Source organism: Halorubrum sp. 48-1-W (genome assembly GCF_003287355.1).
In the GTDB taxonomy this organism is placed as follows: Archaea; Halobacteriota; Halobacteria; order Halobacteriales; family Haloferacaceae; genus Halorubrum.
Map to the genome: position 1 here is coordinate 1 of NZ_QMIM01000015.1, position 14,830 is coordinate 14,830.

9 protein-coding genes are annotated in these 14,830 nt (G+C 65.7%); 7 read left to right on the forward strand and 2 right to left on the reverse strand.

Annotation, left to right across the window (positions count from 1 at the left end; genetic code table 11):
• Positions 1 to 93: 93 nt before the first annotated feature.
• Positions 94 to 1,224: a hypothetical protein gene (locus DQW50_RS07630; RefSeq protein ID WP_112078700.1), complete on the reverse strand. Its 1,131-nt coding sequence runs from the start codon at positions 1,222 to 1,224 to the stop codon at positions 94 to 96.
• Between the two features lie 268 nt (positions 1,225 to 1,492).
• Here DQW50_RS07630 and DQW50_RS07635 point away from each other — a divergent pair, with 268 nt between their 5' ends.
• The 6 genes from DQW50_RS07635 to DQW50_RS07660 all read left to right on the forward strand — a co-directional run bounded on the left by DQW50_RS07635 (position 1,493) and on the right by DQW50_RS07660 (position 11,737).
• On the forward strand, positions 1,493 to 3,124 hold the full coding sequence (locus DQW50_RS07635; RefSeq protein ID WP_112078701.1) for a hypothetical protein: 1,632 nt from the start codon (positions 1,493 to 1,495) through the stop codon (positions 3,122 to 3,124).
• Positions 3,125 to 3,421: 297 nt separating this feature from the next.
• Positions 3,422 to 6,682, forward strand: coding sequence for a right-handed parallel beta-helix repeat-containing protein (locus tag DQW50_RS07640; protein WP_112078702.1), 3,261 nt, complete (start codon positions 3,422 to 3,424; stop codon positions 6,680 to 6,682).
• Positions 6,683 to 6,861: 179 nt separating this feature from the next.
• On the forward strand, positions 6,862 to 7,767 hold the full coding sequence (locus tag DQW50_RS07645; protein WP_112078703.1) for a polysaccharide deacetylase family protein: 906 nt from the start codon (positions 6,862 to 6,864) through the stop codon (positions 7,765 to 7,767).
• A gap of 212 nt (positions 7,768 to 7,979) precedes the next feature.
• Positions 7,980 to 9,002: a GNAT family N-acetyltransferase gene (locus tag DQW50_RS07650; protein ID WP_112078704.1), complete on the forward strand. Its 1,023-nt coding sequence runs from the start codon at positions 7,980 to 7,982 to the stop codon at positions 9,000 to 9,002.
• Positions 9,003 to 10,532 carry an alkaline phosphatase family protein gene (locus DQW50_RS07655; RefSeq protein ID WP_112078705.1) on the forward strand — a complete coding sequence of 510 codons (1,530 nt, stop codon included), beginning with the start codon at positions 9,003 to 9,005 and terminating at the stop codon, positions 10,530 to 10,532.
• Positions 10,529 to 11,737, forward strand: a complete 1,209-nt coding sequence (locus DQW50_RS07660) for an antibiotic ABC transporter permease (RefSeq protein WP_198664635.1) — start codon at positions 10,529 to 10,531, stop codon at positions 11,735 to 11,737. Before DQW50_RS07655 ends, DQW50_RS07660 begins: the two co-directional genes overlap by 4 nt.
• A 1-nt stretch (position 11,738) precedes the next feature.
• Here the strand turns inward: DQW50_RS07660 and wecB are convergent, their stop codons facing one another.
• On the reverse strand, positions 11,739 to 12,833 hold the full coding sequence (wecB, locus tag DQW50_RS07665) for a non-hydrolyzing UDP-N-acetylglucosamine 2-epimerase (RefSeq protein WP_112078706.1): 1,095 nt from the start codon (positions 12,831 to 12,833) through the stop codon (positions 11,739 to 11,741).
• A 419-nt stretch (positions 12,834 to 13,252) separates the two neighbouring features.
• Between wecB and DQW50_RS07670 the strand changes: the two genes are divergently transcribed.
• Positions 13,253 to 14,764 (forward strand): lipopolysaccharide biosynthesis protein, encoded by a 1,512-nt coding sequence (locus DQW50_RS07670; RefSeq protein ID WP_112078707.1) that lies wholly within the window; start codon positions 13,253 to 13,255, stop codon positions 14,762 to 14,764.
• Positions 14,765 to 14,830: the final 66 nt, after the last annotated feature.

The following is a 14,830-nucleotide window of genomic DNA, read 5'->3' on the forward strand; positions in this document are numbered from 1 at the left end:
GCGCCCAGGACAAGGAGGACCTCATGGAGCGCCTCCGCGACCTCGGCTACATGTAACTTCGCCACCGGACCGGTACGGGGCGACCCCACGACGTCAGTCGTGAATCGCCGACAGCACCGCGAACGGGGATCCACGACGACGGATCAGCTCGGGGTTCTTCCGAACCGCCTCGCCGATCGATCCGGTGACGTCGACCCGATCGACGATACCGACGATGAGCGCCGTCAGGTTACACTTGTCCGAGAGGAACTCGCTTCGTTTTCGCTCCCAGACCTCGTCCGTGTCCGGTCGGGTGAGCAACTCCTCGGCGGTCGTGACGACCGGATCGAACTCCGGGAAGTTGTAGACCAGACCCGCCCGTTCCAACTCTTTGAAGTTCCCCATGTCCCCGTCGCCGACGAAGGAGTTGGAGCGTATCGCGGGGGTTCCGAGGAGGGCGGCCTCGGTGATCATCGTCTGTGTGTCCGCGATCAGGAGCTCGGCTTCGGCGAGTGCCTCGTGGATCAGCGCCGGGTGTGCGTCGTACGCTCGCGCGGCGCTCCCGTCGAGATCGAGGACGCCCGTCTCGTCGGAGACGAACACCGTCGCGTGCTCGGAGATCCGGTCGATCAGCTCGCGCTTCTGTTCGGACGTGAACCCGCGACGCCCGACGTCGTGGTGCCCGTTGAACGCGTTGAACCGGATCAACACGAACGGGTCGGACCCGATCCCAAGCTCCTCCCGGATCGTCCCCGTGCTCGTGTAGACGTCCGGATGGAGATACGCGGTCTCTTTGAACCCGTCGAACGTGTAGTGTTTCTTCCCGAGTTCGCGCGTGAACGACTCGGGCGTTAAGAGCGCTTGGACGAACGGTGAAAAGGACATCGCGACGTACTGTATCGCTATCGGCTCCGAGTCCGTCACCAGGACGGTCGGCGTCCTCGACACCGTCCCGGCGAACGCCGAGTAGACCCCCATCCCGAACACGAGGTCGAGCTCCTCCTTTCGAAGGATCCGATGGATGTTCCGGAGGTGCTTCGGGAGCTTGAAGAACAGGTTCCGCTTCGCGTTGTCCACGTTCGCGTACACGTAGTGATCGATACCGAAGTACTCCAGGAGGTCGAGCGCGCACCCGTCGTCGCGCGCGAACACGACGACGTCGTGGCCGTCGGCTTCGAGGTCGGCGATCGCGTTCCGATACAGGTGGACGTGTGCGGGCGTGTTGGTGAATATGCCGACGCGCATCAGTTCGAAACAGCTTGGACGGTCGGGAGTATAGTTACGGAGAATATACCCGGTAACGCCGGTCAAACGGACGGACGCTCGACATGACGGTCACCGAACGAATCGCCCATCCGATACCGTACCGACGCGGACCGTCACTGGGACCGTTTCTCGCTGCGAGGTTAACGACCGCTTATCGGCTGAATCGAGCGGTCCACACGGCGATCGGGCGTTCGGCTTCGCCTATATGAACGTGCTAACTAAACTCGTCACGCCCCGCTAGGAAGTAATGGATCGCCGAGCGCTGTTGGGTTCGCTAGCGGCGGGGTTCGGTGGATCGGTCGCCGGTTGTGGCGGCCGGGCGGAAGACGATGAAGAGGAGGACCGATCGAACGGGGCGGAACCGAACGGGTCCGACTCCTCGAATCCCGAGCCCTCCGAGCCGGAGCCCGAGCCCGAGAACAGGTGGGAGCGACTCCAGGAGGAGTTCGGGTTCGAGGAACGTCTCGACGCGGTGGAAGACCTCGGGTGGGACCCGGAGGGGGACCGTCGCATCGACCCCTGGCTCGTCAGGAGCTTCGAACGCGACGCGCTGATCGAGGTCCCGCCGGGGCGGTACAAGATCGCCGGATCGATCTCGGTCGAGGAGCTGTCGAACTGGGGGTTGGCCGGCCTCGGAGAGGACCGGACGGACGTGAAGTTCGTCACGACCGAGGGCTCCCGGATCGAGTTCAAAGTACAGGAACGGGGGACCGACCTGCTCTTCGAGAACTTCAGCTTCGATCTCGGGGAGGAGTTCGACCGAAGCATGGGGATGACGTTTTTCGTGGACGACAACCTCCAGATCCACAACGTCGAGAAGGCCGGCGCGAACCCGACGAGCGACCCGGACGGGGTGAGCGCACTCCTCTTGAACGTCGTGAACCCGGACGGCCGGGCGGTCGTCGACAGGTTCGTCCGAACGGGACCGCAAGTGTTCGCCCCGTATCCCAACAACGAACTCTGTGTCTACTCCGGACACGCCCACGTGGGAACCGTCACGTATCGAAACCTGGACATACGAAACGCGGGGGAGAACGGCATATACGCGTCGAAGGGTCCCGGAGACGTCCACGTTGAGGGCGGGTTCTACAAGAACAATCGAAACGATGCCGTCCGGATCTCCGGGGACGGGTCGTATATACGGGATGCGACCATCGTTATCGACTCGGACGACTTCCACCCCGACAATCGAGGCGTCGAAGAGAACATGCGTGGTATCCGAATGCAGTCCGGAGAGAAGGGATACACGGGGGGACTGATCGAGGACACGGAGCTCGAGCTCCGTTCGACGTTCGTCACGCAGGCGCTCGTACAGATATCGCACAACCAGGGCGGGATGACGATGCGCGACTCTACCCTCCGGAACTGGACCCGGTACCCCTCCTTCCGGGCGGTATATCCGTCCGAGTACGTCGAATCGCCCTGGAACGTGGAGTTGGAGGACGTACAGTTCTCGGAGTACGGATCGACGGGGCCAGCCGTCGAGATCATGGGTCGACCGAACTCCACGCTTCGGAACGTCTCCGTCGTTTCGGAACGGGAGTTCGGGGCCCGTCGGGGGATAGACCTCGTCGGTTGTGGCGGGACAGCCTTCGAGGACGTGACCGTCCGAACCAACGGGATCCCGCTCCGTATCGAACGGCCGTCGGGGTCGCTCGAGGACTACGCTATCGAGTTTGGGGAGGGAAACGAGTTCAGCATGAACGGGGGGTTAGGACCCGAGGTGACGTCGCGCTTCGGAGTCAGCGAGATGACTGGCTTCGATCTCACCGAGGACCGAACCGTGTTCCCGTTTCGGGACGTCGACGACGACGTGGCCGCGGCGGTGGTCACGAGCGTGGACGACGACAGCGTCCGGTTCGGACACCTCCGTGGATGACGTCCGTCGAGGCGCACGCCGAAGAGCGACCGTGTTCGTTCGGCGTCCGGTCGCATCGTCGTTCCCATCGTGTCCTCTCGATTACAGTAGAATCCCACCAAACACGTCCGTGAGGACATTCCGACCGGGTTAATATCTACTTAACATGCTCTAATTAGGGCTTAGAACCGGTCTGTCTTTCGCTCACCGGATACTGAAAATCAGGTTCGTTTACCTGAATACCCGTGAAATTCACGAGCCATTGGATGATTATGTTAAGAAATACTTAACGTAATTAATATCCGAATAACAGTTGCGATGACCTCGAAATCGAACACCAGTGGACGTGAGAACGGCTCCGAAGGACGGACCGAGGGGGGAACTCTTCTCCTCGATCGACGGAGGTACCTCCGGTACGGCGCGGCGGCCGTGGGGATAGTCGGAGCCGGGGCCGGTACGACCCACGCCTCGTCGACCGGATCGGCGGAGCGCAACGGCATCGAATTCGGACGGGTACTGAACGCGGACTCGGACCTCGGGATCGCCGACGGCGACCGTGTAGACGGGGTCCTCGACGACGTCGCGAGCGAGGGCGACACGCTCGTTCAGTTCCCACCCGGCGAGTACCTCGTGAGCGACTCGGTACGACTCCGTGCCGACGACTTCGGGATCGAGAGCACGACGGGGGACCGCGAGGACGTCGTGTTCAAGCCGGTGTCCGGGACTGGTCCGACCATGTTCGAGCCCGACCGCGATCAGTCGGGCTTCTACGTCGGGTCCGTCACGCTCGACCGCCGCGACGAATGGGACAGTTCGATGACGTTAATGAAGGGGATCTTCTCGGATAAGGTCTACGTAACGGACCTCCTCGTCAACGGGTGGGCACCCCACGGCGGCGAACAGTTGCTCATCTTCAGCATCACCGACCCCGACGGCTCAGCGCTCGTCGACGGGGTGACTCGCAGGGGACCGAGCCAGTTCCCGGAGTACCCGAGCACGACGCTCACCATCTTCAACGGACGCTCCTCGAAGGGCACCATCACGTATCGGAACCTCGAGATCCACAACGCCACGGAGTCCGGGATCTACGCCGGGAAGGCCGAAGGGCCGGTTCGCGTCGAGGACAGTTACTTCAAGAACTGCGCGCACACCGCGGTCCGCGTTACCAGCGACGAGTCGTGGATCAAGAACACCACCATCGTCATGGACATCGACGACCTCCATCCCGACGCCGAAGTCAAAGACCCGGGAGGCGTCCAACTGAACCGCGGCATCTGGATCCAGAGTGCGGAATACGAGTACAACGGACCGCTCGTCGAGGACTGTGACATCGTCGTCAACAACGCCGGCAACGGCGTCGCCGGCATCATGAACAACGGCGACACGGGCGGGATGCGCGTCCGAAACACGCGCATCGAGTGTAACCAGGAGAATATTTACCCGGTGTTGATCAAGTCCGAATCGGCGGACAAGGCCGGTACCCCGTACGAGGCGGTCCTCGACGGCGTCTCGGTCACCGGCACCGGGAGCGGGCGACCGGCGATCGACGTCCGGGGACGCGACGGGACGACGGTGAAGAACAGCTGTATTCAGATGCCCAACACGGACGGGATACGGTTCGAGGGGACGTCGGACGCGACCATCGAAGACACGAACGTGAACGTCGGCGGCCAGGCGACGATCTTCGAGAGTGCGGACGTCACGACGACCAACCTCACCTCGGACGAGAGCTGTCCCGCGCCGGTCGTCGATTCCTGGCGGGACGACGGCTCGGATTCGACCGAGGACGGCTCTTCCGGGGACGACTCCACGGACGATTCTACCGAGGAGGGCTCCACAGACGATTCTACCGAGGAGGACTCCACCGACGACTCTACATCCGAACCCGCGACGTGCGGGAACCGGGTCGTGATCGCCCAGACGCGGGAGGGCGAGGTCGTCCGGTACGAGTTGACCGCGAGCGAGGGCCTCGAGAGCGGGGAGTACGCACAGGAGGAGCCGGACGGCGATACCGTCTCCGGACGAACCGGGAGGCTCCGCGGCGTCGACGACTTCTACGTCGACGGCCACGTCACGACCTTTTCGGGCACTAACTTCGAGTACGCGACGGTCTACTTCGCGGACGAGGGCGTCGACCTGGAGGTCGACGAGTACGTGCTCCAGAACCCGGAGGACCTCCGGGAGGCGGACCCCGCGGTCCTCGGAGAGAACGTCCTCGTCGTCGAATCCGACGGTGAGACGGCGATCGACTACGAGTTCTCGGCGTCGGGCGACGTGGTTCCCGGCGCGACCGGCGACGGGGCGACCGTCGAGGACGGGCTCGTGAGCGGGTCGACGACCGACGGCTCGGCGTTCCACTTCACCGGCTCGCTCGAGGGGGTCGCCGTCACCGACCCCGACGCGGCCACCGTCACGGTCAACGGGACCGTCCTCGACGGCGACGACCTCTCCACGCTCGGCGGGACGAGCGAGGACCAGAAGACGAGCGGGAACCGGATCGTCGTCGCCCAGACGCGGGAGGGCGAGGTCGTCCGGTACGAGTTGACCGCGAGCGAGGGCCTCGAGAGCGGGGAGTACGCACAGGAGGAGCCGGACGGCGATACCGTCTCCGGACGAACCGGGAGGCTCCGCGGCGTCGACGACTTCTACGTCGACGGCCACGTCACGACCTTTTCGGGCACTAACTTCGAGTACGCGACGGTCTACTTCGCGGACGAGGGCGTCGACCTGGAGGTCGACGAGTACGTGCTCCAGAACCCGGAGGACCTCCGGGAGGCTGACCCCGCCGTCCTCGGCGAGAACGTCCTCGTCGTCGAGTCCGACGACGACCACGCGAGCGGGTTCGAGTTCTCGGCGTCGGGCGACGTGGTACCCGGAGCCACGGGCGACGGGGCGACCGTCGAGGACGGGCTCGTGAACGGGTCGACGACCGACGGCTCGGCGTTCCACTTCACCGGCTCGCTCGAGGGGGTCGCCGTCACCGACCCCGACGCGGCCACCGTCACGGTCAACGGGACCGTCCTCGACGGCGACGACCTCTCCACGCTCGGCGAGGAGGACGACCTCCCGAACACGCTGAGCTTCGTCGGCAACGGCGAGGCAACCAGCTACGAGTTCACGGTGTCCGGGGAGATAGCTGCCGGGAGCAGTTCGACCGACGACGTCGAGGACAACGTCTCCGACTCGAGCGCCGAGGGCGCGATCCAGGACGGAACGCACGTGTACGGGTTCTCGGGCGTCATCACCGACCTCACGGTCACGGGCGGCGTCGAGGTGTACCGCAACGGCGAGCTGATGGATGGCGCCGACGGGTCGGGTGAACTCAACCTCATCGAGTTCGACGGCTCGAAGAGCAACGAGGTCAGTTCGTACCAGTTCTCGGCGTCCGGAGACGTCTCGAAGAGCGAGGACCACTCCACCGATGGGGCCGGAAAGTGGGACTCGCTCGAACCGAAGACCGATGCGGACTCCGTCGTCGGCGTCGTCCACCGAGGGGTTGACGCGTACTGGTTCACGGGCTCCATCGACGAGCTCGAACTCCGCGGGTCCGCGGTCGCGACGTTCCAGACCGTCGAATAACCGGGCTTACGCCGAGATTTACTCCCTCGCCCGGCCGAGATGTGGGCGCGTAACGAAGTCCCCGCAGCGTTCGGATCGGTTCGAACGTCGTCTCCGGGTACGGGTCGGTTCGAACGTTGCCTTCGGCGATCCCACCCAGGGAGGTCGCGCGTTCGAGGCCAATGGAATCACCCACCCCAATGGAATCACCCACCGACCCCGCCGATCCGACGCGGATCGCGGTCCCCGACGGATACGAGTTCGCGCTGTGTCCCACACACGACGTCGATAGACCGTACAAGACGTATCAGGCCTTGTACTTCGCACTCTCCGGAGACCCGCTATACCACCTCTCGTCACTTCGGCCGAGCGTCGAGCCGTACTGGCAGTTCGAGGAGGTCATACAGCTCGAGTCGGAGCTCGGCGTTCGGTCGGCGTTCTACTTCCTCAACGAGCCGAGCCTGTTCGCGAGCCAGGGACCACGCGAGTGGATCCGGCCGGCCAACCTCCTCGAACACGCGGGTCGATACGACCTCACCGACGCCGAGATAGCGACGGTCGTCCGCCGGCTCGACGACGGCGGCTGGGAGGTGGGGCTCCACGGGTCGTTCCACTCCGCGACCGATAGGGACAGGCTCTCGGCGGAGAAGGAGACGCTCGAATCCGTGCTGGGTCATGCCGTCCTCGGCGGCCGACAGCATCACCTCAAACTCGCCGACGAGACGTGGGAGTACCACCGGGACGTCGGGCTGCGATACGACGCGAGCCTCGGGTCCAGTTCCTCCGTCGGGTTCACCCACGGGTACGATCCGGTCCGTCCGTTCGACGACGCGTTCGTGGTGTTTCCGCTCACCGCCATGGAGGTAGCGTTGCCGGACCCCGGCGACGACTTCGAGGCGGCCCGCTCGACCTGTGCCGACCTCGTCGACGAAGCGGCCGGAAACGGGGCGGTCATGACCGTGCTGTGGCACCCGCGGTACTTCAACGACCGCGAGTTCCCGGGGTATCGCCGTCTGTATCGCTGGATCATCGAGTACGCGTTGGACTCCGGCGGGTGGGTCGGCCCGCCGGGCGAGCTGGTGGAACCCGGTCGGTTCGAGCGGTAGTCGTCGGGACGCCGTTCGAGCGGTAGTCGTCGGGACACCGTTCGACCGGTAGTCGTCGAGGCGCCCGTCGTCGACGCGGTCGCCGCCGCTGCGACGAAGTATTGAGCGTATAACGATGTGGAGACGGCCCGCCGTCCGAACTATCAGATGTACAGACGGCAACCGATACGTATCTACTCTCGACCGAGTTCGGACGGGAGGTTCCGAGACGCATGACGATCGAGGTCGAGCGCGCCGACTCGAGCCAGCTGGACGGTCTCGACGGTACCTGGGACGGTCAGGTCGACGACTCCCCGATGGGAACGCTGTTCCACCGGTGGGACGCGTTGCGAGTCATCGAGGAGCACAGCGACGCCACCCTCCACCCGCTGGTCGGATCCAAGGGACAGGAGCCGGTCGGCGTCTTCCCCGTGTTCGAGCTACGAAAGGGCCCCGTGACGACGGCGTTCTCCCCGCCGCCGGGGATGGGGGTCCCGGCCCTCGGCCCCGTATTGGTCAACTATCGGAAGCTCAAACAGCGGCGCTTCGAGAAGCGGAACAACCGGTTCGCCGAGGCCAGCTTCGACTGGGTGCAAACACACCTCGAGCCGAAGTACTTCCACGTCGTCTCGCCGAAGGGGTACGACGACGTCCGGCCGTTCCAGTGGAACGACTTCGAGGTCTCCCCGCGGTACACCTACGACATCGACCTGTCCGTGGGCGAGGAGGCGCTGTTGGCGTCGATGACCAGGGACGCACGGAAGTCCATCCGCAACACGCCCGAGGACGCCTACACCATCGAACGGCGGGGCGAAGCGGGGCTGGAGTACGTCCTCGGTCGGATAAACGCCAGATACGACGACGGCGACGGCGGGCTCTTCCTCGAGGAGGCGTACGTCGCCGACCTCCGGGACGCCCTCGGCCCCGACACGCTCCTCGTCTACGTCGCCGAGGTCGACGGGCGCCCCGTGAGCGGTCGGCTCACGCTCCACGGCGACGACCGGGTGACGCTCTGGCAGGGGTCGCCGAAGCCGGACGTCGACGTCGACGTGCCGATCAACGACGTCCTGAACTGGCGGTCGATGGTCGACGGGATCGGCGCCGGAACGTCCACGTGTAACTTCGTCGGTGCGAACACCCGGCACCTCTGTCGGTACAAATCGAAGTACAACCCGACTGCGGTCGGGTACTTCGAGATGGAACGGGGAACGCGGGCGATGAACGTCGTTTCCGACCTCTACAGGAGGTTCAGATAGATGACTCGACTACTCTCGCTCGGACTGGACGGCGCGGCGTGGCACAAACTCGACCGGATGATGGCGGACGGGAAGCTCCCGAACCTGGAGCGGATGGTCGAGGAGGGGACGAGGGCCCCGCTCGAGACCGTCCTCCCGCCCGTGACCTGTCCGGCGTGGCGCTGTTCCACGTCCGGGAAGAACCCGGGACAGGTCGGGGTGTTCTGGTGGCTCAACCTCGATCGGGAGACCGGCAGTCTCACCTCGCCGACCGCCGACTCGTTCGACACGGCCGACGTCTGGGACTACCTCTCCGAGGAGGGAACGCGGTGTGCGGTCCTGAACGTACCGATGACGTATCCCCCGTCCGAACTCGACGGCGTCATGGTCTCCGGCTTCGGCGCGCCCTTCGAGGTCGACCTCGGCGCCGATCCGATGACGTACCCGCCGGAACTCCACGACCGGCTCCGGCGCGAGTACGATTGGGAGGTCGGCGTCGACGACGTGAACGCGCCCGGGGGTGTCGAGGAGGCGCTCGACGTGATCCGGTCGCGGTTCGAACTCCTGCTCGAGACGCTCGAAACGGACGACTTCGCGTACGTCCACCTGACCGTCTTCTACATAAACGTCCTCCAGCACCACTTCGGCGACGGTCCGGAGACCGAGCGTGGCTGGAAGCTCATCGACGAGTACCTGGGAGAGCTGCCGGACGACCTGACGACGGTCGTCTACTCCGATCACGGACACTCACACATCGACCGAACGTTCGTCATCAACAAGTACCTCATCGACAACGGCCACCTCTCCATCGAGAGCAAGGCGGGCGACGGGATGACCGGCGGGGTCTACTCGCTTCTGAAGCGGGTCGGCGTCTCGCCGCGGACGGCCGGCGCGCTCGCGCGACGGGTGCTGCCCGAACGGCTCTACGAGCGCGTCGTCGAGTCCGGGTACCCGATCCCGACGTTCGAGCTCGCGAACCGGGTGAACTGGGAGGCGTCCGACGCGGTGGCGCTGAGCCAGGGCCCGATATACGTCAACCGCGACCGCCTGGGCGACGACGCCGATCGGTTCAGGGAGGAGCTCAAGGCGGAGCTGGAGGCGATCAGCGTCGACGGCGAGTCCCCCTTCGAATCGGTGCGGTACGCCGAGGACGTGTACAGCGGCGACCACGTGGAGGAGGCCCCCGACCTGATGCTCGTCGCGGCCGACGAGTGGGAGGTGTACGGCGGCGTCACGCCCTCCGTCGTCGAGCGGCAGGTCACGTCGTGGACCTCGGGCAACCACCCGATCGGTACCCTGCTCGTCCACGGCCCCGACGTCTCCGCCGGCGAGCTCTCGACGCGGTCGATACTGGACGTCGCACCCACGGTGCTCCGGTACCTCGACGCGCCCGTCCCGACGGACATGGAGGGCGAGGCGTTCGAGGAGCCGTTCCGGGGCGGGCTCCCCGAGCGCGTGGCGCGCGAGCCCATCGTCGGCGACGGCGAACGGGACGCCACGGCCGACGAGGAGCTGGAGAAACGACTGGAGGACCTCGGGTACCTCGAATGACCGACGGTACCGACGTCCCCGTCCAGGTCGTGGACGACCTCGAGCCGTCACGTGCCGACCCGTGGGCGCTCCACCACCTCGTCGGCGTGCTCGACTACGCCCGCGAACGGGACTACTGCGGCTGGGACCTCTACGACGGCGAGAGCAGTCGTCTCCTCAGATCGATACCGGTCGACAACAAGTGGCTGAACCTCGTCTTCCAGCAGACGGTCCGCCGATCGCCGGTCAACATCCGGCCGCTCCTCGGCGTCGAACCGCGACGCAACTTCATGGGCGTCGCGCTGTTCACCCTCGCCAACCTCCGCGCGTACGAACTCACCGGCCGTGACCGGTTCCGCGAGGACGCCGGCGAGCTGGCGACGTGGCTCGTCGAGAATCGGAGCACGGGGTACAGCGGGTTCTGCGGGGGCCACAAACACCCGCTCCAGGGGCTCTCGAAGCGGACCCTCCCGAACGACCCCGGCATCGTCGGCACGACGTACGCGGTGAAGGCGCTTTTAGCCGCCGGGGAGTACCTCGACGCCTCCTACCTGGACGTCGCCGTCACCGCCGGCGACTTCGTCTTCGACGACCTCGAGTACTCGAGTCACCCGGACGGCGCCCGGATCAAGTACAAACCGATCGACACGGGGGAACACTACACGCTGAACGCGAACGCACTCGGGGCGCGGCTCCTCACCAACCTCTACGACGTGACCGGGGAGGACCGGTTCCGGGCCGGCGCGAGGGGCATCCTCGACTACGTCGCAGCCCAACAGACGGCGGAGGGAGGGTGGATGTACCGCGACCCGCCCGACACGTCCCACCTCTCGATGGACAACTTCCACAACGGCTTCGTCGTGGAGTCGCTGCTCAGGTATCGGGAGGTCTGTGGGACGGAGCGGTACGCCGACACGCTCGCCGACGCGCTCCCGTTCTATCGGGGGTTGTTCACCGACGAGGGCGCGCCGCGGAACGACGAGGCCAACGAGTTCCCCCGCGACGTTCACTCGTCGGCGCAGGGTGCCGTCGTGTTCTCGATGCTCGGCGAGGAGGCGTTCGCCCGCCGGATACTCGGGTGGGCCGTCGACAACCTCTCGGACCGGAAAGGGGCGTTCTACCACGAGAAACGTCGCTTCTACACGAAACGGACCACGCTCATGCGGTGGTGTCAGGCGTGGATGGCCCACGGGATCTCGCGGTACCTCACGCCGGCGTTGGAGTGACTCAAGTTTCGGACGGTCCGGAGTCGAGGAACGCCACGACGCCGTCGACCACCCGCTCCGCCGCGTGACCGCCGCCGTACAGCGGCGGTTTCTCGGGTAACTCGTCCGTCCGTCGGAGCGCCCGGCGGATCGCCTCGGCGTCGGCCCCGACGAGTTCGTTCCACCCGGCCTCGACCGTCTCGACCCACTCAGTCTCGTCGCGGAGGGTGACACACCGGGTGTCGAGGTAGAACGCCTCCTTTTGTACCCCGCCGGAGTCGGTCGCGACGCGCTCGGCCCCCGCCAGGAGCCCGACGAAGTCGACGTACCCGACCGGATCGGTAAGCGTCAGCGCGTCCGTCGCCCGCTCGAGGAGGCCGTGACGCTCCAGCGCGCCCTCCGTCCGCGGATGGAGGGGGACGACGACGCGACGGGGCGACGACGCCAGCCCCTCGACGATGGCGGCCAGCCGTTCGGGGTCGTCCGTGTTGGCCTGTCGGTGGACCGTCGCGAGGACGTACTCGTCCGGGTCGACGTCGAGGTCGTCCAGGACCGTCGACTCCGCGACCGCCCGCTCGCGCACCCGCAGGATCGCGTCGTACATGACGTCGCCGGTTACGGTCACGCCGTCGGTGATCCCCTCTTCGGCCAGCGTCCCGACGGCCCGCTCGGAGGGGACGAAGAGCAGGTCCGAACAGCGGTCCGTGAGCACCCGGTTCACCTCCTCCGGCATCGACCAGTTCCCGCTCCGGAGCCCCGCCTCGACGTGGCCGATCGGGATCCCCCGTTTGGCTGCGACGAGGGCGCCGGCGAGCGTCGAGTTGGTGTCGCCGTACACCAAGACCAGGTCCGGCTCCTCCGACTCGACGACGGCGTCGAGCTCCCGGAGCATCACAGCGGTCTGGACCGCGTGGTTCGCCGACCCCACCCCGAGGTTGTACTCCGGTTCGGGGATGTCGAGCTCCTCGAAGAACACGTCCGACATCCCGAAGTCGTAGTGTTGCCCGGTGTGGACGAGCACCTCCCGGACCCGCTCGCGAAGCAGCCCCGACACCGGGAACGCCTTGACGAACTGCGGGCGCGCGCCGACGACCGACAGCACCGTCGGGTCGTTCATCGGATCCCCCGGCCGTCGTACAGCCGACGTGGTTCGGTGGCTCCCGAAGCGCTATCGAGGCCGTTCGGCGACCGGCGATGCCGTCCGTGGCGCGACGTGTGGCGGGTTCCGTCTCGCATCGATCGCGAGTTCGATCGCTCCCGGCGTAGTTCATCGGCGGTTAACCGCCGCGTCGTCGTGGTTGCCTCGTGGACGCGAGACGACGGGCGCGGGCGGTCGACGCGGACCCGCTTCAGGATACGGTGGGTCGATCTCCGGAAACGACGGCTCGGGTTTCCCTCGACGTACCGGGCTCGCTCGCATTAGGAGTGACATTACATTGTGCCGATCCGCGGTCACAACGAGGTAATGGAACGAACGACGCCGTCGTGTGCCTCACTAGCGAGCTTCCGAGCTGCGCCCCACCGTCACGTCGTTCGATGAGTCCGCTGGATAAGCTGCGGGCGCTGATCCAACGGCTGACGCCCGGGGGGGGCATGGCGGAACGCACGGTCAAGAGCGGGGCCTGGCTGGCGGGCCAGAACGTGGTGGGGCGGGCGCTCCAACTCGGGTTCCTCGCCGTACTCGCCAGGGTCATCGGTCCCGGCGAGCTCGGTCTCGTCGGCATCGGCCTGCTGACCCTGAGCGCGACGAAGCGGTTCACGAAGATCGGCCTCAACCACGCGCTCATTCAGAAGGTGGAAGACGACGTCGACAGCCACCTCAACACGACGTGGATGCTGGAGATCGGACGGGGGGTGCTGATATCGGGCGTCCTCCTCCTCGCCGCGCCGTTCGTCGCCGGGTCGTTCTTCGGCGAACCACGGGCCGTCCGATTGATACAGGTCCTCGGGCTCTCGCCGCTCCTCCTCGGCTTCCGGAACCCCGGGATCGTGTACTTCCGGAAGGACCTCGAGTTCCACAAGGAGTTCGTGTACAAGATCGGCGGGGACATCGCCCAGTTCGTCGTGGGGGTGGGGTACGCGATGGTCCACCCGACGGCGTGGGCGTTCGTTTTCGGGTTCGTCGCCGCCGACGTCACGAAGTTCTTCATCTCGTACGCCATCCACGGCTACCGGCCGTATCCCTCGTTCGACGTCGACGTCGCCAAGGAGCTCATCGACTACGGGAAGTGGCTCACCGGCTCGTCGATACTGTACTTCCTCTACAGCGAGGGCGACGACGCCTTCGTCGGGTGGTTCCTCACGCCGACGGCGCTCGCGTACTACCAGTACACCTACCGCTTCTCCAACGCTCCGGCGACGGAACTGTCGCAGGTGGTAACCAGCGTGATGTTCCCCGCGTTCTCGAAGCTCCAGACGGACCCGGAACAGCTGCGTAACGCCTTCGGAAAGACGATCCGGATGTCCTCTTTCGTCGCCTTCCCGTCGGCGATCGGGATCGCCGCCGTCGCCCCCGAGTTCATACTCACCGTCTTCGGCGAGGAGTGGACGCCGGCCATCCCCGCCATGCAGGTCCTCGCGTTCTACGGACTGATGCGCGCGATCGGGAAGACGTTCGGTCCCGTCTGGGAGGCGATCGGCCGCCCGGACTACGTCACCAAGATGTCCGCGATACGAGTCGTCCTCATCGCCATCTTCATCTATCCGATGACCGACGCGTTCGGCATCGTCGGGACCGCACTCACCGTCACGGGGATCTTCGTGTTCCCGATGCTCCCGCTCGACATCTACATCACGTCGCGCGCCATCGACATCCCCGTCCGCTCTATCGTCTACGAGTTCGTCTATCCCTTCCTCGCGAGCGTGCCCATGGGGCTCGTCGTCTGGTCTCTCGGACGTATCTCGCCGTTCGGGGCGCCGGTGACGTTGGTTCTCCTCATCGCAGTCGGTGCCGTCGTCTTCAGTGTCAACGTCCTGGCCCTCCAGTGGGTGAGCAACTGGAACGTGACGAACGACTTCCAACGCATCTACCGGAACCTCGCCGCGTGACGGTCCGCCCCCGCCGGTGGTCACTCGTCTCGCGTCGACGTCCCTCGTCTCTCGCCAGGGGTCTAT